General features: G+C 69.3%; 28 protein-coding genes. 14 read left to right on the top strand and 14 right to left on the bottom strand.

What is annotated here, in order from left to right; all coding sequences use genetic code 11:
* Positions 1-227: 227 nt before the first annotated feature.
* A complete protein-coding gene (gene truD, locus NJQ98_RS03000; RefSeq protein WP_262175501.1) occupies positions 228-1,589 on the bottom strand; it encodes a tRNA pseudouridine(13) synthase TruD in 1,362 nt (453 codons plus the stop codon).
* A 356-nt stretch (positions 1,590-1,945) separates the two neighbouring features.
* Positions 1,946-3,292, bottom strand: a complete 1,347-nt coding sequence (locus NJQ98_RS02995; RefSeq protein ID WP_262175499.1) for an MFS transporter — start codon at positions 3,290-3,292, stop codon at positions 1,946-1,948.
* A gap of 157 nt (positions 3,293-3,449) precedes the next feature.
* Here NJQ98_RS02995 and NJQ98_RS02990 point away from each other — a divergent pair, with 157 nt between their 5' ends.
* Complete coding sequence (locus NJQ98_RS02990) at positions 3,450-3,602, top strand: hypothetical protein (protein WP_262175497.1); 153 nt, start codon at positions 3,450-3,452, stop codon at positions 3,600-3,602.
* 23 nt (positions 3,603-3,625) lie between these two features.
* Here NJQ98_RS02990 and psmB read toward each other — a convergent pair whose 3' ends face one another.
* From psmB to pth2, 3 genes are all read right to left on the bottom strand, one after another.
* Positions 3,626-4,318, bottom strand: coding sequence for an archaeal proteasome endopeptidase complex subunit beta (psmB, locus tag NJQ98_RS02985; protein ID WP_262175495.1), 693 nt, complete (start codon positions 4,316-4,318; stop codon positions 3,626-3,628).
* Positions 4,318-5,052: an archaeal proteasome endopeptidase complex subunit alpha gene (psmA, locus tag NJQ98_RS02980; RefSeq protein ID WP_262175494.1), complete on the bottom strand. Its 735-nt coding sequence runs from the start codon at positions 5,050-5,052 to the stop codon at positions 4,318-4,320. The genes psmB and psmA overlap by 1 nt, the downstream gene beginning before the upstream one ends.
* 69 nt (positions 5,053-5,121) lie before the next feature.
* Positions 5,122-5,460, bottom strand: a complete 339-nt coding sequence (gene pth2 / locus NJQ98_RS02975; protein ID WP_262178720.1) for a peptidyl-tRNA hydrolase Pth2 — start codon at positions 5,458-5,460, stop codon at positions 5,122-5,124.
* A gap of 152 nt (positions 5,461-5,612) precedes the next feature.
* On the opposite strand from pth2, the gene dcd reads away from it, so the two are divergent.
* Positions 5,613-6,200, top strand: coding sequence for a dCTP deaminase (dcd, locus tag NJQ98_RS02970; RefSeq protein WP_262175493.1), 588 nt, complete (start codon positions 5,613-5,615; stop codon positions 6,198-6,200).
* Between the two features lie 80 nt (positions 6,201-6,280).
* Complete coding sequence (locus tag NJQ98_RS02965; protein WP_262175492.1) at positions 6,281-7,177, top strand: thiamine-phosphate synthase family protein; 897 nt, start codon at positions 6,281-6,283, stop codon at positions 7,175-7,177.
* A 42-nt stretch (positions 7,178-7,219) separates the two neighbouring features.
* On the opposite strand, the gene NJQ98_RS02960 is transcribed toward NJQ98_RS02965, so the two are convergent.
* The 3 genes from NJQ98_RS02960 to NJQ98_RS02950 all read right to left on the bottom strand — a co-directional run bounded on the left by NJQ98_RS02960 (position 7,220) and on the right by NJQ98_RS02950 (position 9,730).
* Positions 7,220-7,732, bottom strand: a complete 513-nt coding sequence (locus NJQ98_RS02960; protein ID WP_262175490.1) for an HTH domain-containing protein — start codon at positions 7,730-7,732, stop codon at positions 7,220-7,222.
* A 172-nt stretch (positions 7,733-7,904) separates the two neighbouring features.
* Complete coding sequence (locus tag NJQ98_RS02955) at positions 7,905-8,828, bottom strand: sulfide-dependent adenosine diphosphate thiazole synthase (RefSeq protein WP_262175487.1); 924 nt, start codon at positions 8,826-8,828, stop codon at positions 7,905-7,907.
* Between the two features lie 107 nt (positions 8,829-8,935).
* On the bottom strand, positions 8,936-9,730 hold the full coding sequence (locus tag NJQ98_RS02950; protein WP_262175485.1) for a hypothetical protein: 795 nt from the start codon (positions 9,728-9,730) through the stop codon (positions 8,936-8,938).
* An 80-nt stretch (positions 9,731-9,810) separates the two neighbouring features.
* Between NJQ98_RS02950 and NJQ98_RS02945 the strand changes: the two genes are divergently transcribed.
* From NJQ98_RS02945 to NJQ98_RS02930, 4 genes are all read left to right on the top strand, one after another.
* Positions 9,811-10,128, top strand: coding sequence for a hypothetical protein (locus NJQ98_RS02945; RefSeq protein WP_262175483.1), 318 nt, complete (start codon positions 9,811-9,813; stop codon positions 10,126-10,128).
* A 65-nt stretch (positions 10,129-10,193) separates the two neighbouring features.
* Positions 10,194-10,370, top strand: coding sequence for a hypothetical protein (locus NJQ98_RS02940; protein ID WP_262175481.1), 177 nt, complete (start codon positions 10,194-10,196; stop codon positions 10,368-10,370).
* A 43-nt stretch (positions 10,371-10,413) separates the two neighbouring features.
* Entirely contained in the window at positions 10,414-11,436 is a 1,023-nt protein-coding gene (locus tag NJQ98_RS02935) for an ABC transporter ATP-binding protein (protein WP_262175480.1), read from the top strand.
* Positions 11,433-12,266 carry an ABC transporter permease gene (locus NJQ98_RS02930; protein WP_262175478.1) on the top strand — a complete coding sequence of 278 codons (834 nt, stop codon included), beginning with the start codon at positions 11,433-11,435 and terminating at the stop codon, positions 12,264-12,266. Before NJQ98_RS02935 ends, NJQ98_RS02930 begins: the two co-directional genes overlap by 4 nt.
* Here the strand turns inward: NJQ98_RS02930 and NJQ98_RS02925 are convergent.
* The 4 genes from NJQ98_RS02925 to NJQ98_RS02910 all read right to left on the bottom strand — a co-directional run bounded on the left by NJQ98_RS02925 (position 12,260) and on the right by NJQ98_RS02910 (position 16,734).
* Complete coding sequence (locus NJQ98_RS02925) at positions 12,260-14,827, bottom strand: AAA family ATPase (RefSeq protein WP_262175477.1); 2,568 nt, start codon at positions 14,825-14,827, stop codon at positions 12,260-12,262. The two genes, NJQ98_RS02930 and NJQ98_RS02925, sit on opposite strands and share 7 nt — an antisense overlap.
* A 1-nt stretch (position 14,828) precedes the next feature.
* Positions 14,829-15,572: a 4-phosphopantoate--beta-alanine ligase gene (locus NJQ98_RS02920; RefSeq protein WP_262175476.1), complete on the bottom strand. Its 744-nt coding sequence runs from the start codon at positions 15,570-15,572 to the stop codon at positions 14,829-14,831.
* Positions 15,573-15,702: 130 nt separating this feature from the next.
* Positions 15,703-16,533, bottom strand: a complete 831-nt coding sequence (locus tag NJQ98_RS02915; protein WP_262175475.1) for a pantoate kinase — start codon at positions 16,531-16,533, stop codon at positions 15,703-15,705.
* Positions 16,534-16,596: 63 nt separating this feature from the next.
* Positions 16,597-16,734 (bottom strand): hypothetical protein, encoded by a 138-nt coding sequence (locus tag NJQ98_RS02910; RefSeq protein WP_262175473.1) that lies wholly within the window; start codon positions 16,732-16,734, stop codon positions 16,597-16,599.
* Between the two features lie 224 nt (positions 16,735-16,958).
* Between NJQ98_RS02910 and NJQ98_RS02905 the strand changes: the two genes are divergently transcribed.
* The 4 genes from NJQ98_RS02905 to NJQ98_RS02890 all read left to right on the top strand — a co-directional run bounded on the left by NJQ98_RS02905 (position 16,959) and on the right by NJQ98_RS02890 (position 18,555).
* Positions 16,959-17,261, top strand: a complete 303-nt coding sequence (locus NJQ98_RS02905; RefSeq protein ID WP_262175470.1) for a UPF0175 family protein — start codon at positions 16,959-16,961, stop codon at positions 17,259-17,261.
* A complete protein-coding gene (locus NJQ98_RS02900; RefSeq protein WP_262175469.1) occupies positions 17,258-17,770 on the top strand; it encodes a PIN domain-containing protein in 513 nt (170 codons plus the stop codon). Before NJQ98_RS02905 ends, NJQ98_RS02900 begins: the two co-directional genes overlap by 4 nt.
* 169 nt (positions 17,771-17,939) lie before the next feature.
* Positions 17,940-18,314 carry a prefoldin subunit beta gene (locus NJQ98_RS02895; RefSeq protein WP_262175468.1) on the top strand — a complete coding sequence of 125 codons (375 nt, stop codon included), beginning with the start codon at positions 17,940-17,942 and terminating at the stop codon, positions 18,312-18,314.
* 4 nt (positions 18,315-18,318) lie between these two features.
* Positions 18,319-18,555: a DUF3194 domain-containing protein gene (locus NJQ98_RS02890; protein WP_262175467.1), complete on the top strand. Its 237-nt coding sequence runs from the start codon at positions 18,319-18,321 to the stop codon at positions 18,553-18,555.
* Between the two features lie 21 nt (positions 18,556-18,576).
* On the opposite strand, the gene NJQ98_RS02885 is transcribed toward NJQ98_RS02890, so the two are convergent.
* Together NJQ98_RS02885 and NJQ98_RS02880 are read right to left on the bottom strand one after the other, a co-directional pair.
* Positions 18,577-18,855, bottom strand: coding sequence for a DUF8142 family protein (locus NJQ98_RS02885; protein WP_262175465.1), 279 nt, complete (start codon positions 18,853-18,855; stop codon positions 18,577-18,579).
* A gap of 48 nt (positions 18,856-18,903) precedes the next feature.
* A complete protein-coding gene (locus NJQ98_RS02880) occupies positions 18,904-19,191 on the bottom strand; it encodes a DUF8081 domain-containing protein (protein WP_262175464.1) in 288 nt (95 codons plus the stop codon).
* Between the two features lie 74 nt (positions 19,192-19,265).
* Between NJQ98_RS02880 and NJQ98_RS02875 the strand changes: the two genes are divergently transcribed.
* The 3 genes from NJQ98_RS02875 to NJQ98_RS02865 all read left to right on the top strand — a co-directional run bounded on the left by NJQ98_RS02875 (position 19,266) and on the right by NJQ98_RS02865 (position 22,237).
* Positions 19,266-19,709 carry a bifunctional nuclease family protein gene (locus NJQ98_RS02875; RefSeq protein ID WP_262175463.1) on the top strand — a complete coding sequence of 148 codons (444 nt, stop codon included), beginning with the start codon at positions 19,266-19,268 and terminating at the stop codon, positions 19,707-19,709.
* Between the two features lie 109 nt (positions 19,710-19,818).
* Positions 19,819-21,822: a bacterio-opsin activator domain-containing protein gene (locus NJQ98_RS02870; protein ID WP_262175462.1), complete on the top strand. Its 2,004-nt coding sequence runs from the start codon at positions 19,819-19,821 to the stop codon at positions 21,820-21,822.
* A 124-nt stretch (positions 21,823-21,946) separates the two neighbouring features.
* Positions 21,947-22,237 carry a HalOD1 output domain-containing protein gene (locus NJQ98_RS02865; protein WP_262175461.1) on the top strand — a complete coding sequence of 97 codons (291 nt, stop codon included), beginning with the start codon at positions 21,947-21,949 and terminating at the stop codon, positions 22,235-22,237.
* Positions 22,238-22,272 lie beyond the last annotated feature (35 nt).

Raw genomic sequence — 22,272 nt, 5'->3', positions numbered from 1 at the left:
CCAGAAAGCCCCCGGCCTCTTTCAGTCCTATCCGTAGCCGATTGACCAACCGCACGGGCGGGACTGAAAGGGGCCGCGCTCTGGACGAACCCCGACGACGCAAGCACCGGAGGCCGGAGGCCGAGGCGCGCAGCGAGTCGTGGGAGTCCAGAGCGCGGGGGCTTTCTGGCTCTCGAAGTCTATAGCCGTGCCGCCGACACCCAGAGCACTGCAAGTGACGCTGAAGACTATGTCTCCGGGTCGTTCTTGCGGAACTCCCGCAGCAGCACCGTCGCGTAGCTCCCCTTCGGGAGCGAGAACTCGAAGGTGAGAGCGTCGCCGTCCCGCTGGACCCCCAGCTCTGTCCGGACCTGCACCGCTCGTCGCGTACCGGAGCTATCGAACTCGCCGGGCAGGTCGAAGTCGCCCGGTTCGATGCCCACCTCGTCGAGCACCTCGCGCTCTATTTCGCCGGGCTCGCCGTCGGCCAGCTCCGTCTCGGTGCCCACAAGCGGCGCGGTGACGAACGCGCGGCCGCGCTCGCAGTGACGCTCGACGGTCCGGAGACGTTTCTCTGTGACCCGCTGGGTTCGGTCGGTGTCGGGCAGCGGGAGGTCCCCCGGCGCCTCGCTGTCTCTGAAACAGACCACATCGCCCTCCACGGGTCTGTCGAAGGGCAGACCGCGTTCCAGCCGCTCGGAGCAAATCAGGTTGAAGACGTACGACTGGGCGGCGTTGACAAAGAGCGTCTGGAGGTTGCTCGGGAGCGTCTCGACGGCCTCGCGGAAGTCCGCGGGGTCCTCGGCGCCGTTCTCCACGAGCGTGTGACACATCGACCGCTCGTAGCCCAGCGCCCGCGGGAGCCGCTCCAGCGCGCCCTGCCAGTCCTCGGTGTCGTCGACGTACGCGCGGGCGGCCTGTGTGTCCTCGGGCTCGCGCTCGTGTGGGTTACCAACGTAGGCGAGCACGGCTTCTTTCCACGCCTCGCGGGCGATTGCCAGCCCGACCTCGTGGGTGACCGGCCGGCGCGAACCGAACCGCTGCTGGCCGAAGTAGTTCGGGACGGCGACGGTGACCGGTTCGTCCGGCAGGTCGCTGTCGGCCCCGGCCGCGTCGCCGGCGAAGCCGCGGAGGGCCGCGACCACGGCGGCGGCGTTCTCGGGCGCGTCGGTGTCCCGGACGGCGATTTCGAAGGCGTTGCCGGCGAGGTCCCCGAACAGAATCGGGCGGCCCGCGCGGCCGACGACCTCGATGTCGGTGCCGTCGAGGTCGGGCAGGTCGTCGGGGTCGATGCCCTTCACCGAGAACAGCTGGCGGGTGACCGCGCGCTTGTCCTTCGTCCCGGCCCAGGAGACCCGCTCGCGGGAGATGCCCAGCCGGTCCGAGAGCGCGCTGGCGAAGTCGTTGGTGTCCCAGTCGCGGAGTTCGACCCGCATGACGACGTGTGGGTAGCCGCCCGTGTCGGCGTCGACCGGCGCGGTCTCGAACGCCTCCAGTTCGGTGACGCGGAAGTCCTCGGGGCTCGCCCGCAGGTGCCCGCCTACGCCGTCGGCGTCGCTGACGTAGTACTCCATGCCGACGGTCCGCTCGATGGGGTGGGCCTCGCGCATTACCTGATGGTTCGTGGCTCGGCGCTTAGGGTTGGCGTTCCATCCGGCGCCAGGCGGTCGAAGCGAGTGTGACAGCGACGAGACCGGCCACGGCGGCGAGCACGAACTGGAGCAAAACGAGCGTGAGCGGAGTGAGAGACTCAAGTCCCAGCGCGCCTCCGACCGGAGACAGAGAGTCCCAGAGCGCCGCCCTGAGTGAGACGACCCCCACAACCGTGAGAACTGCCCAGCCAGCGGCGCCGAGCAGTAGCTGGAGCGGCCCGACGCGGACGGGCGGAAATCGTGAGCGAACGGCCCGACGCCACGTCATATAGACGGGTTGTCGTGTTTTCCGTACTTAATTTATCGGATGTCGCTCACTCGTACGGTTCGAACTCCCGTCCGAAGACGGCGAAGTACGCGACCCCGACGACGCCGACGGCGGTCGCGACCGCGAAGGCCAGTTGCGGGCCGGCCCGCAGCACGAAGCCGCCGACATCGACCACCCAGTCAGCGCCGTAGAGCCACCCCCCCAGGGCGGCGCTGGGAATCACGAGCGTGTTCCGGACGAGGTAGTAGCTCCCGGTGACGCGGCCGCCGGCGTCGCGCTGTGCGGGGCCGACGATGAGCGCCTTGTGGGCCGGGAGACCGGCGAAACGCAGGCCGGAGTAGGCAAACAGGAGCAGCAGGACCCACTGGTTCGCCGGCGCGAAGATGAGCAAGAGCGGGAACAGGGCATACACCGAAAACCCCAGCGCGACGGCGGGCTTGAGCCCGGCGTACTCGGCGAGTTTCGAGACCGGCGCCATCGAGAGGATGGCGACGACCATCTCGACGCCGAGCAGGACGCCGAAGAACGCGTCGGGCCGCAAATCGAAGCCGAAACCGGTGAAGCCGACCGAGAGGAAGTCCGTGACGACGATGACGAAGAAGACGTACACCATCCCGTTGGCGAAGCGAACGAGCGTGTCGGCGACCAGCAGCGGGCGCAGCGGCTCGGGCAGCTCCCGGAGGTCCGTGAGCACCTGGGAGACGCCCTCGAAGGACTTGCCGAGCGTGTCCTCGCTGGCGTCGTAGAGGTAGTGCTGGGCGACCGTCGCGACCGCGCCGAAGCCGATGGCCACGAGCAACACGGCCTGAAAGCCGCCGACGAACGTCGCGGTGGCGGCGAGCAGCCCCGCGGCGATGAGCGGGCCGACGAGGAATCCCAACCTGCGGAACACTTCGGTGCTGGCAAAGCCCATCGCCAGCCGGTCGGGCGGCACGCTCTGCTTGACGATGGCGAAGGTCGCGCCCAGCCCGAAGGACTTCCAGGCCTGGGCCAGGAAGAGCCCGACGAAGACGAACGTCCACGCGGGCAGTGTCACCGAGCCGACGGCGATATCGCCCACGGCGGCGGCGAGATACCAGATGCCGAACCCCAGGGTCGCCAGCACGCCGAAGGCCGTCAGCGCGAACCGCGAACCCAGCCGGTCCGAGACCGCGCCCCCCGGATAGGGGTAGACGGCGCTGATGAGGTTGCCGACGCTGCCGTAGAGGCCGATGACGCCGGCGCTCGCGCCCAGCACGCGCATGTACTCCGGGAGGTAGCGGCTCGTCATCTGGAAGGCGAGCGAGAACGCGAGCATCGACAGCGAGAGGACCAGCACGTCCCGCTCCAGCGCGAAGAACTGGCGGAACGAGTCGAGGGGGTCGACCTCCTCGTCGGCTCGGTCGGTGGCCATTGTCGGAGCCAAGTGACGGCACCCACTTATACCTACCAGCGACGGGTCGAGCGAAGCTATAGAGAGCTATGGGGCGATATGAACCGCTCTAAGGGCTCGGCTTAGGCGGAGCATAACGAGGGCGACCCCGCGAAGAGCGTCGGATAGGTGTCATCAGGTGGCCGAGCGCGACAGCGAACGACACGGCGAACCGACCGACAGGTGGAAGCGAACCGAGGTCGAGATAGAGGAGTTCGGCGGCATCAGAGTCGCGCATCTGCCGGCGGCCGACGACGCGTGGATATCCGGCTGGGTCGACGTGCCTCGCTAGCGCGGCGAAAACGAACGGGTCGACTACTCCGCCGAGTCGTAGTCGTCGAACCGGTCGATATCGACGCCGTCGGCGGTGATTTCGGCCAGCACGATGCCGTTTCCGGAGCCGGTGTCGCGCTCGGCCGCGGCCTCGACGGCGCGGATAGCCAGCGCGCGGGCCTCCTCGACGCTCATCTCGGGGTCGTAGTTGCCCTCGATGGTCCCGGTGGCGACCATCGTCCCGGAGCCGGTGACGGTGTAGTCGTCCTGCAGGACGCCGCCGGCCGGGTCGACGCTGTAGACGTGGCTGCCGTCCTCGTCGACCCCGCCGATGATGGGGTTGATGGCGAAGAAGGGGCCGCCGCGGGCGAAGTTACCCGCGAGCGTCGCCAGTGCGTGAATCGACAGGGGCTCGTCGCGGCGGACCTCGTAGAGGTTCGCCTCCGAGCGGAGCGAGCGGATAAAGGACTGGGCCCCGCCGACGCTGCCGACCAGCGTCATGGCCGCAGTCGGATGAATCTGCTCGACCTTCTGGACGTTCTTGTTCGAGACGAAGCGGCCGCCCAGCGAGGCGCGCCGGTCCGTCGCGATGACGACGCCGTCCTCGGTGGAGATGCCGACGGTGGTCGTCCCGGTCTTGGTGACGTTCTCCTCGTCTCGGCCCTCGTCGTCCGACGGGATGGTGCCGACATCGGGCTCGTAGGCGTCGGTGAGTCGGTTCTCTGGGTCGTACATTATTCGTCACCTCCGAGTTCGAACTCGGCCAGCCGCTCGGCGATGTCGTCCTCGTCGAGCTTGCTGAACTGCTGGTCCTCGACGTCGATGGTGGCGATGTCGACGCCCGTGGCGTCGAGCCCGTCCTCGTTGACCGAGGCCAGTGCCCGCAGCGCCAGCTCGACGCCGGCTTCGAGGTCCATCTCCTCGGCGTACTCGTCTTCGAGGTACGTCTGGATGTCCTCGCGGGAGCCGCCGATGGCGACTGCCTGCCACTCGTAGGGGGTCCCCGACGGGTCGGTCTCGAAGAGGCGCGGTTCGCCGTCCTCGATGCCGCCGACCAGCAGGGCGACGCCGAACGGGCGCGCGCCGCCGGTCTGGGTGTACTGCTGGATGTAGTCGGTGACCTCCTTGGTCAGCGACTCGACGCTCGCGGGCTCGTCGTAGCGCAGGCGGTTGACCTGGGCCTGTCGACGGGCCACGTCGATGAGCTGGCGGGCGTCGGCGACGTGGCCGGCGCTCGCGACGCCGACGTGGTCGTCTATCTCGTGAATCTTCTCGATGCTGTCGCGCTCGATGAGCGGCGACCGGGCGTGTCGGTCCGCGGCCAGCACCACGCCGTCCGCAGTTCTGACACCGACGCTCGCGGTGCCGCGTTTGACTGCCTCGCGCGCGTACTCGACCTGATAGAGACGTCCGTCCGGGGAGAAGATGGTTATCCCGCGGTCGTAGGCCTGCTGTTCGTTTCCTTGCATTGTGGTGTACTCTGTTGTTCACCTGAGGTTAGTGTCTTTGGTATATAAACACACCGCCCCTCGCTACCCTCAGTACAGCGAGAGGTCGCCAGTAATCCGGTCCACGACGTCTTCCTCGCCCGGTCCCACCGCGAGGGCGGTGACGGTACCCGGTTCGAGTTGCGTGTGGCCGGCGTCTCTGACGACAGCATGTGGCAGGCCAGCGCGCTCGGCCGCGTCGGCGAGTTCGAACAGCTCGGACTCGCCCGAGGCCTTGAGGACGACCTTCTTCTGGCCCGAGCCCTTCCAGGCTTTGCGGGCCTGTCGGCCGGTGTCCTCGTAGGCCGACAGCGATGCGTGGGCGACCTGGGCGGCGAGTTTCCCCTCGCCCATGCCGATGTCGGCCCGCGCCACGATGGCCTGCTTCATACCCATACATAGCGACCGGTACATAAACCCCCGTCGGAGTCCCGCCGCGGTTGCACGTACCACAGGGCACTTACCGGTCGGGCGAGCAACGGGGTCGGACAGCCCGGGTCGAGACACGATGCTTTAGGTCCCCCACGTCGCTAACACGGACAATGATACTCTCCGATGCGGACATCCTGCGGCGGCTCGAAGCGGGGGACCTCGTGGTCGAACCCCTCGACGACCCCGACATCCAGATTCAGCCCGCCAGCGTCGACCTCCGGCTCGGCCGGGAGTTCCTGGAGTTCCAGCACGCCAACATCCCCTGTATCCACCCCAACGCCGAGGCCGAGGTCGACGAGTACGTCGAGCTGACCGAGATAGACGACGACGGCGAGTACATCCTCCACCCCGGGGACTTCGTGCTGGGGACGACACACGAGCGCGTCGAGATTCCCGACGACCTCATCGCCCACGTGGAGGGGCGGTCATCGCTCGGCCGTCTGGCGATTGTGGTCCACGCCACTGCGGGGCTGTGTGACCCCGGCTACAAAGGCCAGATTACGCTGGAACTCTCCAATCTAGGCACCGCGCCGGTCGCGCTCACGCCCGGGATGCGCATCTCACAGCTCACGTTCACCGAGCTGAAGACGCCCGCCGACCGCCCCTACGGCGCCGAGCGGGGCTCGAAGTACCAGGACCAGTCCGGACCGCAGGCGAGCAAGATACAGGGAGACCGCGAGTTCGGAGGCGACCAATGAGGACCGCTTCGCGTGTCAGTACGGTATCGGCGAGACACTCGGTGGCGTTCGGAGGCGACCAATGAGGGGTGGGCGATAGCATGCGGTTCATCGAAGAGGTCGTCGTCGACGAGTTCCTGCCGACGTACCGGTCGCTGCTGGCCGAGGCGCTCCGGGACCACGGGCTTACCCAGTCGGAGGTCGCCGACCTGCTCGGTATCAGCCAGAGCGCCGTCTCGAAGTACGTCCACGGCGAGGTCGAGCGCAACGAGCAACTGCTCGACCACCGCGGCCTGGCCGAGCTGGTCGAGCGCATCGCCGAGGGGCTGGCGGGCGGTGAGATGAGCTCCGTACAGGCCCTCGTCGAGACGGAGGTGTTCGTCCGGGAACTCGAACAGGGCGGTGTGCTCGCCCGGCTCCACGAGGAGGCCGTTCCCGAGCTGGCGGATTACGACGGGGAGTTCACGGTCCACGACCCCGATTCCCGGCTACGGGCCGCCGAGCGGACGCTGTCGTCGGTCCGGCGGGGCCTCAGCGTCCTGGAGAACACCAGCGGCTTCGCGACGCTCATCCCGGCGGTCGGCTCGAACCTCGTCCAGGCCCTGCCCGACGGCGAGGGCATCGACGACGTGGCCGCCGTCCCGGGACGGATTCTGGACGTGAAGGGGCGGGCGACCATCCCGGCCGAGCCGGAGTTCGGCGTGAGCGAACACGTCGCCTCGGTCGTCCTGGCCGCCCGCAAGGCCGGTAGCCCGGCGCTCGCGGCCCTGAACGTCCGTTACGACGAGTCCGTCGTCGAGTCGCTCGAAGCGGCTGGCCACACAGCCGTCGAGTTCGACGCGGAGGAAGCCCTCGAACCGGCCATAGCGGCGGCGCTCGCGGACGACCCCGAGGTCGACGTGGTGTACCAGACCGGCGGGATGGGCGTCGAGCCGGTCGTCTACTTGCTCGGTCCGGACGCGGTGACCGTCGCGGAGTGGGCCCGCGACGTTCTGTGAACGGGGCCGAGGGGAGCGTCAGCGTCGGGACGTACCGGACGCTCAACTCGTCGTCCCTTCCGATAGCGGCGAGCCGTCGTCCAGGCCCGGCGGGCGCTCGGCGTCGGCCTCCAGCGCGTCGAGGAACTCCGGGACGGTCCACGTCTCCGTTCCGTCGGTACAGGGGTAGATGCCGACCAGGTCGCCGTCCTCGTGGGCGGCCGCGAGCAGCATCGGCGTCTTCAGCACGTCCTCGCTGTCGCCGACAAGCAGCGACGCCGTCCGCGTCTCGAAGGGCGGCCGCAGGCTCAGCCCGCGGTCGGCGGCCCACGCCTCGTAGGCCTCGATGGTCTCCAGTAGCTCCGCCTGGCCGTTGTCGCCGGTCAGGGGAATCTCCTCCGGCCAGGTCGTCACGTCGAAGTCGTCGAGTACATCGGCCCCTCGCAGCGTACTCAGCCGGTCGATGACCGTCGTCCGGGGCCCGCACACCGGCCGCCTGACCCAGAGGTCGACGACGAAGCCGTCGGTGTCGTCACACACAGGTCGTTCGTTCAGCTGTTCGCTTTCGTTCGTCATTGTGTAACAAACACACAGTGGTTGCCCCTAGAACCCAAAAAGTGTGCGTATTACCGTGGTATAGGAGTTACAAGGGGAATAATGGCATCCGCGGCAGACGGGGCGAACGCTGGGGCAGCGGTTGAGGGGTGTCTCGCGGGTTAGGCCCGCTCGACTGTACCGAGGAACCTCGCTAGTCGTCGGCCGGCGCGGGTCCGCTCGTCGACAGCGACACGTCGGGCGCGTCGACCTGGAGTTCGTCCAAGGCGGCCTGTGCAGCCTTCTTGCCCGAGACGAGCATGGCGCCGAAGGTCGGACCCATGCGCGGGAGGCCGTGGGTCGTCGCCGTGGCCATGCCGGTCGCGATGAGGCCGTCGTGGACCTTGCCGGTGTGTTCGACGACGGCGTCCTCGCTCTCGCCGACCCACATCGAGTCGTGACCGGGCGAGTCGTGGCCGGGGGCGCCGTAGGTGTCGCCGCCGGTCTGGTCCATCCCGGTGTCGCCGGCCTCGGGCCCCTCGCCCTCCAGGACGCCGCGCTCGTCGAGCTTCTTGACCGCCATCGCGTCGTGGCCCGTCGCGTCGATGACGAGCTCGGACTCGACGGCGATGGGGTCGACGCAGGTGATCTCCCGGGGCAGCGCGTGGACCGGCGTCCAGTTCATCACGATGCCGCCGACGCGGTGGTCCTCGCGGATGACGATGTCCGTGAACTCCGTCATGTTCTGCATCTTCGCGCCCGCGTCGCAGGCGGCCTTGATGAGCCCCGAGCAGGCCTCGGGCCCGTTGGCGACGTAGAGGCCGTCGCTCTCCTCGGACTGGAGGTAGTCCACATCGAGGTCGTCCAGAATCTCCTGGGCCGGGTCGCGCACAGTGACCTTGTTCATCAGGAAGCCGCCGAGCCAGAAGCCGCCGCCGAGGTAGTTGTTCTTCTCGACCACCATCACCTCGACGCCGCGCTCGGAGAGCTCCTTGGCGGCCATCAGCCCGGAGGGACCGCCGCCGATGATGATGACCTCCGTGTCGGAGTAGTCCATGAACTCCTCGGTCCACTCCTGGCCGATAGCACGGGTGACTTCCGCCTCGCCGACGTCGCTGAACTGGTCGAAGTCCTTCATACCACTAGGTGGTATTCTAGCGTGGTAATTAGTCGTTGCGATGTCGTGACTAGCGGAGTGGTCTCGTTCCGAGCAGTCCGGAGACGGCGCCAGTCGACTGTAGCGGCCTACGCCCAGGCGTGCAGTCCGGCCTCGGTCAGGACGTCCGGGCCGCCGTCCGGCTGGCAGACGGCCCAGCGAGCGCGGTCGGCGCCCTCGGGCAGGAGGTGTTCGGGGACGATGGGCATCGGCACCGGCGCGAACCCGCCCCGGCGCATCGCCGTCGGGCCGGGGAACCGCTCGACGACCTCGCCGTTCTCGGTCACCTCGAAGCGGCCGTCGTCGGCCCGGCGGTAGGCGAACTGGAAGGCGTGGCGTTCCGGCGCCGCCAGCGCGTCGACGTGTTCGAAGACGGCGACGATTTCGGTGCCGACGCTCAGTTCGAGCCGCGGCCGGCCCTCGTCGACGCGGACCTCGCGCCACTGGAGGTCCGACGCGGGGGCGCGGGCACAGGCATAGCTGCCGTCCGACAGCGGCACCCGGTCGGGCCCCGTGTAGAACTGCCGGCCGTCGGGCTCGTCGGCGGCGACACAGGCCGGGTCGCCCAGGACGGTCGCGACCACCTGTGTGAGCGTCGTCCCGGTGTCCTCGGTGGAGGGGACGACGAAGAGGCAGTCCCGGTCCTCCCGCAGCGCGTCGGCAAATCGGGGGACGAGCCCCGACGGGCCGATGTCGGCTTCGGTCAGCGGTTCGATAGCGACGGGTCGCGGTCGCTCGGGCTCGACGAGCCCGACGGCGTCGTCGGTCGGGTCGGCCAGCGCCGGCGGGCCGTCGAGGCTCCGCTCGGGCCGGACCGTCACCTCGTAGCCGGCCCGCTCACACAGGGAGACGGCGTGGTCGCGGACCGATGGATAGACGGGCATTCGTCCGACCGGACGGGCCCAGCGGACAAGAAGGCATCCCACCGCGACATTTTAGCCGCGCGAGCGCCGAATCCGGGTGTATGACTGACGATGCGGCGACCGGTGGGGAACTCAACACCGCGGTCGAAACGGCGGTGGCGGAGCGGGTCGGCGAGAGCGGCGAGTGGGCCGTCAGTGCCGACACCGCCGACCGCGTCAGCGTGACGCTCCCGGACCGCGAACTGGTCGTCCGGCGCCGGGACGGCCCCGACGGCGCCGACCACTGGACGGTCGAACTCGCGGCCGATGGGGCGACCGTGAGCAAGTCCGGCCCGTTCGAGACCGTCGCGGGCGTGACCGAACGGGTCCGGACGCTGCTGGACAGCGACGTTCGGTACACGGTCTGCTGTGACGGCTGAGACGGGTTCGTTTAGCAATTGAGTCGGCGTAACTGTCTATAGGGACCATTCCCTACGACGCTGATATGGGTCAGTGGAAGACACACCTCGTCAACGGAGTCGTCTCGCTCGTCATCAGCGTCGCCGTCACGGTCTGGATGGCCGACGACGACGGCGGTCCGTGGGATCTCTCGGACATGGCCCTGACCGCCGGCGTCTCCGGGTTCTTCTCGGGCTTTTTCACCAGCTACTTCGCCAAGTAGTCGCCGGCTGTAACTTATCTTCCTCGCCCCCCTAGGGGCGGCGATGACAGCGAGCGAGTCGGTGGCAGAGGCGTCCGCGGAGCGGGCAGCCGAGTCTGGGCCCAGCGCAGCGAGCGGGGAGCCGGCCGTCGCCGTCGACGGCCTGCGGAAGACCTTCGGGACTGGCGAAGGCGCGGTGACAGCGGTCGACGGCGTCGCCTTCGAGATCGAGCGGGGGTCGGTAGTCGGTCTGCTGGGCCCCAACGGGGCCGGCAAGACGACGCTCATCAAGTCGGTACTTGGGATGGTCCTCCCCGACGAGGGCGAGGTGCGTATCGGCGGTGTCGACGCCCGGGCGTCGCCCCGAGCCGCCTACGCGGACGTCGACGCGATGCTCGAAGGGGCGCGCAACGACTACTGGCGCCTCACCGTCCGGGAGAACCTCCGCTACTTCGCCACCGTCAGCGGCGTCGACCCCGACTCGGTCGCGGCCCGCCACGACCGCCTGCTTGACCGGCTGGACCTCGCGGCGAAGGCCGACGTGCCGGTGCGTGACCTCTCGCGGGGGATGAAACAGAAGGTCTCGCTCGCGAGCGTGCTGGCCGGCGGGGCCGGCGTGGTCTTTCTCGACGAGCCGACGCTGGGGCTCGACGTGGAGAGCTCCAGAACGCTCCAGCGGGAGCTGCGACGGCTCGTCGCCGAGGAGGACCTCACCGTGGTTCTCAGCAGCCACGACATGGACGTCGTCGAGCGCGTCTGTGACCGGGTCGTCGTCATGGCCGACGGCCGGGTCGTCGCCGACGACAGCGTCGACGCGCTACTGGGGACCGACGACAGCCACCGCCTCGAACTCGCCAGCGCCGACTTCGACAGCGACCTGCTCGCGGTACTGTCCGAGCGGGGGGCGGTCGTCGGAACCGAGCGGTTCGACGGCGGCGGGCGCGTCGAGGTCAGCGCCGACAGCGACGAGCTCTACGCGCTGCTGGCCGCCCTCGACGACCGCGGCGTCACGCTCGACGACGTGCGAAGCGTCGAGCGGGACCTCGAAAGCGTCTTCGTGGATCTCACCGGGACGGGCGAGCCATGAGCGCCGAGAGACGCGGGGCTGAGTCGGCTGCCGGAGCCGCCGACGGGACCCCGCAGCGGGCCGGTTACCGACACCTGATGCGGGCGGTCCTCTACCGGGAGTACCTCGTATTCGTCCGCTACCCGGCCAACGCTATCGGCGGCGTCGTCGTCGCGCTGTTTTTCTTTGGCGTCCTGTTCTACGGCGGCCGAATGGTCGCCGGACAGGCGCTGACTGACTCCATCGAGGGCATCGTTGTCGGCTACTTCCTCTGGACGCTGTCGGTCGGGGCGTACTCCGCTATCTCCAACGACATCGGGAGCGAGGTCCAGTGGGGTACCCTGGAGCGCCACGTCATGACGCCGTTTGGCTTCGCGCCCGTCGCGCTGTTGAAAGGCGTCGCGAAGCTTATCCGCACGTTTCTCACGTCGGCGCTCATCCTCGCCGTGATGCTCGTGATGACGGGGACCACACTCAGCCTGAACGTCCTCACCGTCGCCACCGTGGCCGCGCTCACGGTGGTCTCGGTGCTCGGACTCGGCTTCGCCGCCGGGGGCATCACCGTCCTCTACAAGCGGGTGGGTAACTGGCTGAACCTGCTCCAGTTCGGCTTCATCGTGCTCATCTCGGCGCCGGCGTTCGACCTCGGGTGGACCCGACTGCTGCCGCTGGCCCACGGCAGCGCGCTCCTCCAGCGGGCGATGGTCGAGGGGACCCGCCTCTGGGAGTTCTCCGTTCCGGACCTCGCGCTGCTGGTCGGGGTTGCCGCTGGCTATCTCGTCGGCGGCTACCTGATCTTCCGGGTCTCGACGCGACGGGCCCGCCGGCTTGGCGTACTGGGCGACTACTGACGGCCGAGCTGTGAGGTCAGGTCGTTCTCGGCGTAGCGCTCTTTCTCGCCCCAGTCCTCGATGCTGGAGTGGGTCTCCCAGACCGCCGTCTCCAGGTGGTCCTGGCGGATTTCGGAGCCGTCCCGCAGAGCGTGGCGGGCGGCGTCCTCGGCCAGCAGCTCGATGTCGCTGGCGGCGTAGCCCTCGGTCGGGTCGACCACGGCGTCCCAGTCGATGTCGTCGGCGATGGGGCGCTCCGAGAGGTGGATTTCGAGAATCTCGCGGCGAGCGCTGGTGTCGGGCGGCGGGACCTCCACGCGCTCGTCGAAGCGGCCCGACCGGCGCAGGGCGCCGTCGACGTCCTCGACGAAGTTGGTCGCGCCCACCGTCACCACGTCGTGTTCGGCGGCCCCCTCGACCTCGGTCAACAGCTGGTTGACGAGCTGTTGCTGGTTGTCGCTGGTCGACCCGCGCCGGGAGCCGGCGACGCCGTCTATTTCGTCGATGAAGAGGACACAGGGGGCGTTGGCCCGCGCGATTTCGAACAGGTCGGCGACGTTGCTGGCGGGCTCGCCCATCCACTTGCTGGAGAGGTCCGCCGGCGTCACCTCGATGAAGCTGTGGCCGAGTTCGCCCGCGAGCGCGCCGGCGAGGTGGGTCTTCCCACAGCCCGGCGGGCCGTACAGCAGCAGGCCCGAGAGCACGTCGATGCCGTACTCGTCGTACGTCTCGCTGTTGCGGACCGGCTCGATGACGGTGTTCCGAAGCCGCTCTTTCAGCTCGTCCATCCCCCCGACAGAAGTGAAGTCCCGGCCCGGGTCGGGCTCGACCAGGGTCGTCGCCTGCAGGTCGACGCCGTCGGGCTGGACCACCCCACCCTCGGCGGCGTCCGCGGGGTCTATCCAGTCCGGGATGCTCGTCTGCGAGTCGTCGGCGGCCGCCTGGAGGTGGGCGGTCCCGATGGGGGCGTCCTCGCGCAGGGCCTGCCGGGCGGCGTTCTCGGCCAGCAGCTCGAGGTCGCTGGCGGCGTAGCCCGCCGTCGCCTCGACGACGGGTTCGAGGGCGAGGTCCTCGGCGGTGGGCCGGCCGGCCAGGTGGAGCTTGAGAATCGCCCGGCGGGCCTCGGCGTCGGGCGGGGGCACCTCGACGCGCTCGTCGAAGCGGCCCGACCGGCGGATGGCGCCGTCGACGTCCTCGACGAGGTTCGTCGCGCCGACGACGACCACGTCCTCCTCGGCGATGCCCTCAAGCTCGGTCAGGAGCTGATTGACCAGCTGTTGCTCGCTCGAGTTCATGTTGGAGTCGCCGTCGCGGTCGCCGGCGATGCCGTCTATCTCGTCGATGAACAGGACGCAGGGGGCGTTGGCCCGCGCGATGTCGAACAGCTCCTCGACCTTCTGTGCCGGTTCGCCCATGTACTTGCTCGTCACGTCGGCGGGGCCGACCTCGACGAGGGCGTGGTCTATCTCGCCGGCCAGCGCGCCGGCGACGTGGGTCTTCCCACAGCCCGGCGGCCCGTGCAGCAGGACGCCGTTGACGACGCCGATGCCGTACTCCTCGAAGGCCTCGGGGTCTGCCAGCGGGCGGACGACCTTGTGGTTGAGCGTGTCCAGCAGCTCGCTCATCCCGCCCACGTCGGCGAAGCTCCGGTCGGGGTTCGGCTCGACGACGCTCTCGGCCTGCATCTCGACGCCGTCGGGCTGGACGACCGCCGGTTCGTCCTCCGGTCGGCCGTCGTCGGACCCCTGGCGGTTGATAGTCGGCGCGTCCGAGGACTCCCCTCGCGTCGGCTCGCCACCCGTGTCGCTATCGCCGCTCCCGCCAGCAGCGCCCTCGTCCGACTGCCCGATGCGTTCGCGAATCGCCCGCTCGACGCGGTCGGGGTCGGCCTCGTAGCCGAAGGCGGCCAGCCGCCGGGGCTGTTCGCTGACGAAGGTCGAAAGCCAGCCGTGCCGGCGCAGCTCGTCGGCCGGCGCCCCGGGGTCCCGGAGGGCGACCAGCGCGACATCGTCGGAACGGGGGCCGTGGAACTCTGCCAGCCAGAACGGCAGGTAACAGCGCTCGATATCGGTGACCGCGTCGAACCCGTCGGGGTCGAAATCGCCCGGCAGGCCGTAGGACTCCCGGAGCTTCCGCAGGAAGACGTTCGCCGTGTTGCCCCGCTGCTTTCGGTACTCCTCGATGCGCCGGGGGAGCAGGGACTCGGCCTCGTCGGTCGGCACCTGGAACTGCATGAGCACCGAGCGGCCGAGCGTCGGCCTGTCGGCGCCGAAGTCGTAGTCGCCGGTCGCTCGGCGCACGAGGTCGTCGGTACCGTCGGTGTACCGGGCCAGCGCGTCGTCGTTGTCCTCCCACAGCCCGTCGAGCAACGCGGCGGCCGTCCGCTCCTCGGTGCCGAACAGCTTCCCCTCGCCGGTCTCGTAGCGGTACTCGACGCGGAAGACCGGGTAAAACACCCGGTGGAGCCGCTCCAGCCGCTCGTCGTCGCCGAACTTCGTCAGCGCTCGGTCGGCCAGCGTCTCACGGACCGTCGCCTCGTCGGGGAGCCGGCGGTCGGCGTAGATGTACGGGGAAAGCCCCATCTCAGGAGTCCCCGCGAATCGCCGCCTCGGCGTCGGTCAGGGCCGTCTCGGCGTCGAAGCCATCGATGGCCGCCTGCTGGCCGTCGGGGTCGCCCCGGAGGTCACGGGCGTGCTCGGTGATGCCCGGGATGGCGCGGATGATGTTGTCGACGATAGGCACCGTCGCCACCTGCGCCGACCGCGAGAGGGGGTTGAGGTCGACCACGAGTTCGGTCTTGCCCATCTCGCCGAGGGCCTCGGCGCGGTCACCGTCCTCCAGGGGGACCAGCACCACGTCGGCGTCGCCGATGCCGTCGGCGTCGACCTTCGCGCGCTCGTGGTCCAGCCCCGGAATCCGGCCGTCGGCGGTCAGCCCCTTCACTGCCTCGGCGCCGTGTTCGCGGAGGTGGTCGGCGATGCGCTCGATGCGCTCCTCGGTCCGGTTGAACAGGTTCACTTCGAGGTCGGCCCCGGTCGCCTCGCTCAGCGCGACCAGTTCGCCGGGGACGAGCGCCGCGGCGTTGCCGTTGACCGAGATGACAGCGTGGTCCGCCGAGAGGAGATAGGCGGCAGCGGCCCGCTCGGCCCGGTCGGCGCTGTCGATGGTCTCCTCGCCCAGCAGGTAGTCGTACGCTTCGCCCCGCCCCTGTGCGATGAGCCCCTGTCGGGAAGTGATACCCATATCAACGCCCGCCTCGATGCGGTGGCGAGTCAGCAGCGACTCGTACCGCGGGTGGCTCTCGGGCACGTCGACGTCGTCGCTCATATACTTCCTTCTGTATGCACGTGTAGAAAAGCCCTCGGTCCCCACGGCATGACGTAGCATACCAGCCGAGGGCGCGGCGGCGGTCGCCCGCTACCAGAGACGACGGCGAACTGCCCCGCCAAGGTGTCCCCTACTCCTCGACTGTCGCGCCGGCGGGGTAGACGGCACACGAGCGGGCGTCGTAGCCCGCGTCCGTCAGCCCGGTTCCGAGCGCGAACACCGTCTCGCCCAGCATCGCCATCGCCGCGTCGCCGCCGGCCTCGACGACGTCCGTGACGACCGCTTCGACGTCCTCGGTGAGTAGCTCCGCCTCCCGGGAGAACTGCCGGGCGGCCCGCATGACGGTCGGGAGCGTCGGCTCCTTGACCGCCATCGATAGCGCGCGCTCGCCGGCGGTCGTCAGCGCCTCGGTGTCGCCGCCGACCACGTCCGGCGTCGACAGCTCCCCCAGGGTGTAGTACTCCACGCGGGCTCGCTCGGGGACGGCGTCGACGTAGTTGTGCTGTGGGCCGCCCGGCTCCAGCCGCAGCGGGACCCCGCCCCGCGCCTGTGCGACCACGTCGCCGAGCCCCGTGCCGGCCTGGACCTCCGCGCCGTGGGCGATAGTCACGAGTTCGTTGTACGAGAGCCCGCGGTCCAGCGCGGCGTTGGCCGCCAGCGCCGTGCCCAGCGCCATCCCCCCGGAGACGCCGAAGCCGGCGCCCAGCGGCAGCGGCGTCTCGGCCGTGACCCGCGCCTCCGCACGCAGGGCCGAGAGCACGCGCTCGACGGCGCCCATCTCGACTCGCTCGCCGTCGAGCGCTATCGCCGTTTCCTCGGCCCGCTCGACCGTCACCGAGACGCCGTCCGAGAGCGCGATACCGCCGCCCCGGGAGCCCGTCTTCGTCGGGTCCTCGTCCCGGTCCACGGTGAAAAACCCGGTCACGTGGCCCGGCACGAACGCCCGTGCGTCGTCGCTCATTGGCCCCCCTGGGAGGCCGCGGGGCTAAGGGCTGGCGGTTCGACAGCGCGCCGCTGGACGGCGCTATCTGACCGGCCGGCCGGTGGCGGTTCGCCCGCAGCCGGTACAGACGTAGGTGCCCTGCGGGGTCTTTCGGACGGTCTCGTTGCACTCCGTGCAGTTCAGCGGCAGGTTGCCAGTCGTTTGGTTCGTGCTGGACATACTGGATAGGTATCGCAATATCTCATAAATATACCGACTGTTCAGACGGTGAAAGGCCATATTACCAACTGAATGTTTATTTATACTACCCTATTCTGGACGTTCTTCTACTCGTGGATTTCCCCATGACGGCCCCCAACTGCCGGCGTGGGCGCCCGGAGACACATCCGCCGAGGGGCGGCCCCTACATTGATGTGCGTTTACGATAACCTGCGGCGTATACGATGCCCACTATCAGCGCGCGACTCGGGAGCGAGGAGAAGGCGGAGCTGGACGAGGTGGCGGCCCTGCTGTCGGAGGACCGGTCGACGACCATCCGGAAGGCCCTCGGCGAGGGACTGGAGACGCTCCGCGTGCGGGTCGCGGTCGAGCGGTACCAGTCCGGCGACGTCTCCGCCGCGGAGGCCGCACAGATAGCGGACTGCTCTATCGCCGAGTGGCTGGACGTGTCCCGCGAGCGCAACCTGACGACACAGCTCCAGCTGTCGGACCTGGAGCTTGACGCCGACACCGCCGCGGAGCTATGACGCGCATCTACGTCGGTCCGACAGCCGCGTACAGCCTGGGCCAGGTCGGCGAGCTCGCCCTGCTCGACGCGTTCGACGGCGACGTCGTCGTCCCCGGACCAGTGGCCGACGCCGTAGACGTCGAACCCGCGGCCACGAACCTCGCGGAGTACCTCGACAGCGGGGTCGAGACGAGCGTCGACGAGAGCCGCGTCGAGCGGGCGCGGTCGGTGCTGGGCGACAAAGACATCGGCGCGGCCGAGACGGTCCTCGCTGGCGTCCTCGCCCATCGGGACCGGCGGGACCGCTCGGCGGTCGCCGTCGTCTCGGAGGACCGTACCGTCCGCCGCACCGCACAGGGCCTCGGTGCAGAGGTGACAAGCAGCTTCGGCGTCGTCGTCCGCGCGGCCATCGAGGACAAGTACCTGAGTCCGACACAGGCAAAGCGCATCGTCCGACGCATCGACCAGCACGGGATGCACCTGACCGGGGAGCTGCGCGAGCGGGCGGTGGGTGAGGTCACTGAGTAGGGTCGGTACAGCCAGAAGGACGGGTGGAGACGGGGTTCGACCGCATCCGATACCGCCCCAAAATCGGCCGTTAGAGACGTGATAAATCCGAATTCGAGCTCCTCCCGCAACCCGGCGCCGACAGTCATGAAAGCGTGGGTTTAACACTCCGGACCCCGACCGAGCGAGTATGCAGGGTAACCTTCCGCCGGAAGCACAGGAGAAGCTCGAGGAGCTACAGGACCTTCAGGAGACCGCACAGCAGGTCGCGACACAGAAACAGCAGGCCGAGTCGACGCTGCAGGACTCCAAGACGGCGCTGGACGAGCTCGACGACGTCGACGCCGACACCACGATGTACCGCGAGGTCGGCGAGCTGCTCGTCAAGACCGAGCTCGGCGAGGCCCGCGAGGACCTCGAAGAGAAGGTCAGCAACCTCGAAGTCCGCGTCGAGACCCTCGAAAAGCAGGAAGAGCGCGTCCAGGAGCAGTTCGAAGAGCTCCAGAGCGAGCTCCAGCAGATGCTCGGTGGCGGCCCCGCAGGCGGCCCCGGCGCCGGCGCGTAAGGCGATGACGAGCGACGACGAGGTCGTTGAGACGGCCGCCGACGCGGCCGAGAACGTCATTTTTGCCCGTCTCAGCGTAGGCGATATCGACGACTACGACGTGACCGTGACCTTCGAGGAGGGCGTCCTCGACGTGGACGTGTACGTCAAGGCGCCCGACGCGAGCGCCGACGAGGAGCGAGTCGCCGACGACGCGGCGCTGGCCGCGCGCGGTGCCGTCGACGAGCTGTTCGAGGACTGACGGCGCCGCCGTTTTCGGCCGTCAGACCCGGTCGCTCGCGAAGCCGGTTCTGAACGCGATCCAGCCGAGGACGCTGACGAACAGAATCGGGGGCAGTATCATAAATCCCCACAGCGGGTCCAGTCCCCAGCCCAGCAGGAGAACGAGGTCGAACAGGCCGATAGCGACGAACGGGGCGATGTACTTCGTGGCCCGCCACCGATTCATCCCCTCGACGAAGCTGTCGTCGTCCTGGAGGAGGTCACCCGTCGTCCGCTCGTCGGCGGGCGTATCGAGCCCGGACTCGGCGGTGTCGTCCATACCGGGAGTGGGGACGCCACGGGCAAAAGTATCGCGCTACGCGGGAGCTCACTCGTCCGCGTCGGCGATGGTCGCCTGCCGGCCCGGCCGGTCGGGGCCCGCCTCGCGGAAGCGTCGGCCGACCAGATAGCCGTCGGCGTCGGTGTCGGCCCACGCGGGGGCGTCCTGAACCCACACCGTCGCCGGCCCGGTACTGCAGGCCCGCGCCCACTCGCGGGCCAGCGGCTTCGAGTCGAACCGCCGGGTGGTCCCCTCGCGGTTGACCCACTGCCCGACCCGCGCGCTCACCCGGCGTGCGGACGGTTTCACGGCGACGAGATAGCCGTCGTCGGTCACGGCGTCGACTGACGTGCCCGTCCGGTAAAACGACAGCGGGCTAGTTTTTCATGCCCCGCGCCGAACCATATCGTATGGAACACGAGGCCACGGTCGAGGGGGTCGGCGTCGGCGTCAGCGAGGACGGGGAGGGGACGCCGGTGGTACTGCTGCGTGCGCGCGGCGAAATCGTCCCGATATTCGTCAGCAGCGACCAGGCCCAGTCGATGCAGCTGGCCATCGACGGCGAGCCCTTCGAGCGGCCCCTGACCCACGACCTGCTGGTCGAGATGGTCGCGGAGTTCGGCGGCGCCATCGACCGTGTCCGCATCGACGACCTCAGCGACGGGACCTTCTACGCGAAGATAGACACCGAGCAGTACCTCGAAGACCGTCGCAAGGAGATGGTCTTCGACGCCAGACCCTCCGACGGCATCGCCATCGCCCTGCGGGTGGACTGCCCGCTGGTTGTCTCCGACGAGGTGGTCGACGCGGCCGGCCGCTCGCCGGAGGAGTTCGACGCCGACGAGGAGCTGTAGGCGGCGACGGGGCCACGGGGGTCGGACAGGGCACGGCAGGCGGCTGGTACGTAGCTGGTGCCGACACCGGGACTACGCTTTCGACGGTTCAGCTCCCAGACAGTTCTATATGGAGAACTCGGGTGGGAAGCGGCGAGTCGACCAGGCCACGGAACAGGAGTCGCCGGGGCGGCTACTAGACCTCCTGATAACACGGCTGTCGGAACCGGCGGCCGTGCTGGACGGATCGCTGACTGTCGTGGCGGCGAACGAGGCGTTCGAGGCGCTCGCCGGGACCGGCAGTTCGGTCGTCGGCGACCCGCTCACGTCGGTCGTTCCGGCGTTGACCCGTGAGGCGGTCGAAAGAAACGCGGACGAACCCGGCGAGTACGTGACGGTCCGGACCGGCGAAGCGCCCGACCGGTGGACGGAGTTCGGCTTCGACCGCCGCGGGCCACACCTGCTCTGTCTCGGCCGGGAGCGCCAGGTCGGGGACGAGTCGGTGCTGACGGCGCTGCAGGCGTCGACACAGGCCCTGTTTGCCGCCGAGACCGAGGAGGCCGTCGCCACCCGTATCGTCGAGACGGCGACCGACGTGCTGGGGTTTGCCGGCGCGACGGTGTATCTGTTCAACTCCTGTCAGAACGTCCTGTGGCCGGCCGGCGTCAGCGGCGCCGCCGGCGAGGACTCGCGGACGGCGGTCAACGGCGACGACGACGGCGTCGTCCGGGAGGTGTTTCTGTCGGGGACGCCCGCGGGGCTCGATGGGGGGGACCGGTACTATCCGCTGGGCGAGTACGGCGTCCTCCACACCGCGGCGGGCGGGACCCCGGCGCTCGGACGCGAGCGGGAGGGGCGAAGCGAGCGCCTCGCCGGGAGCGCCCGCACCGCACTGGAACGGGTCGACCGGGAGTCGACGCTCCGGGAGCAGGCAGAGAGCTACCGCGAGCAAGCCGAGCGGCTCACCGAACTGGAGCGGACGCTGTCGGCGGTCCGTCGCGTCCACCGGGTCCTCGTCGACGCCGACACCGTCTCCGACGTCGAGCAGGGGGTCTGTGCGGCCCTGACGGAGTCGTCGTGGCTGTCCTTTGCCTGGATCGGCCGCGCCGGGGACGACGGCGTCGAGCCGCGGGCCTGGGCGGGGTCCGGGTCGGACTATCTGGAGGCCGTCTCGCTCTCGGCCGGCGACGGTCACGCCCCGCCGGCCGTCCAGACGGCGGCCTCGAACCGGGTGACGGCCGTCGACGCCGTGGCCGAAGCCATCGGGGACCGACACTGGCCCAGGGCGGCCATCGCCCGGGACTTCCAGGCGGCAATCAGCGTCCCGCTGCGCGCCGACGGCGTCAGCTACGGGACCCTGACGGCCTACGCCGACCACCCGGTCGAGTGGGACGACTCGCTCGCGTCGGTGTTCACCGAGCTCGGCGCCAGCGTCGCGGTGGCCATCCGCGACCGGGAGCGGCGCAGCCGCCTGGCCGCCGGCGCGGGCGTCGAACTGGAGCTGACCGTCAAAGCGCCGGACGAGCCGCTGGGACGGCTGGCGGCCGCGCTCGGCGCGACCGTGGACTGCACAGAGGTGATTCCGGTCGACGGGACGACGACGCGGCTCTTCGTCTCGGTGCCCGGGGTCGGCGGCGAGGCCGTCGCCGACGCCGTCGAAGCGATTCCGCAGGTCGACTCGCTGGTCGCCGTCGCGGACGGGGACCAGTACGAACTGCTCGTCGACGAGCCGACGGTCGCCGGCCAGGTGGTCCGTCACGGCGGGCGGCTCGATGCGGTCTCCGTCACGGGCGAAGCGGCGACGGTGATGGTCACCCTCGCCGCCGACGCCGACGTTCGCACCTTCGTCGACCGGCTGGGGGACAGCTGTGTCGACGTGCAGCTGACCGCCCGGCGCCACCAGCCCGCGACGGACCGGGCCGAAGACGGAATACGCGGCGCGCTGGAAGGGGCGCTGACCGACCGCCAGCTCGAAGCGCTGCGGACGGCCTACGCCAGCGGCTTCTTCGAGTGGCCCCGGGAGACGACCGGCGAGGGCGTCGCCGAGATGCTCGGCGTCGCACAGCCGACGGTGAACCGTCACCTTAGAGTCGCACAGCGGAAGCTCCTCGCGCTGGTTTTCGACGACGAGTAACGGACCCCGCGTGGTAACAAGCCACGCTCCTATACACGTAGCGTCGCCGCGCGGCCGTGGCTACCTGGGTAGCCACAACGGGCTTTGTCGTCCCGTCAGTAAGAGGAAGCAGCGAGTTTGAACAATGACAAGTGGATTTAACGATAAACACGTCCCCGAATCGGAAGCGCTGAGTCACGCCGTCGTCGTCGCCGTCGCGGAGGAGAACGGCGTCGACCCCCTCGACCTGGACGAACGGCTCTACGACTGTATCGACCCGGACGCGCTGGACGCGCTGTTTACCGGCGGCGGGCAGGACGCCTGTGGCACGGTCCAGTTCGTCATGGCGGGCTGTCACGTCGAAGTGACCGCCGAGCGGCAGCTACACGTCGAGCAGGTCCACGAGACCCCCGCGGCTGCCGAAGTGCGCGTATAGACGGCGAGAAACGACCGGTTTCTGCTGCCACTGCG

It is taken from the genome of Haloarcula laminariae, assembly GCF_025457605.1.
Lineage (GTDB): Archaea > Halobacteriota > Halobacteria > Halobacteriales > Haloarculaceae > Haloarcula > Haloarcula laminariae.
Note: the sequence above shows the minus strand (reverse complement) of the source record. Positions and strands in the feature narration are given on the sequence as shown.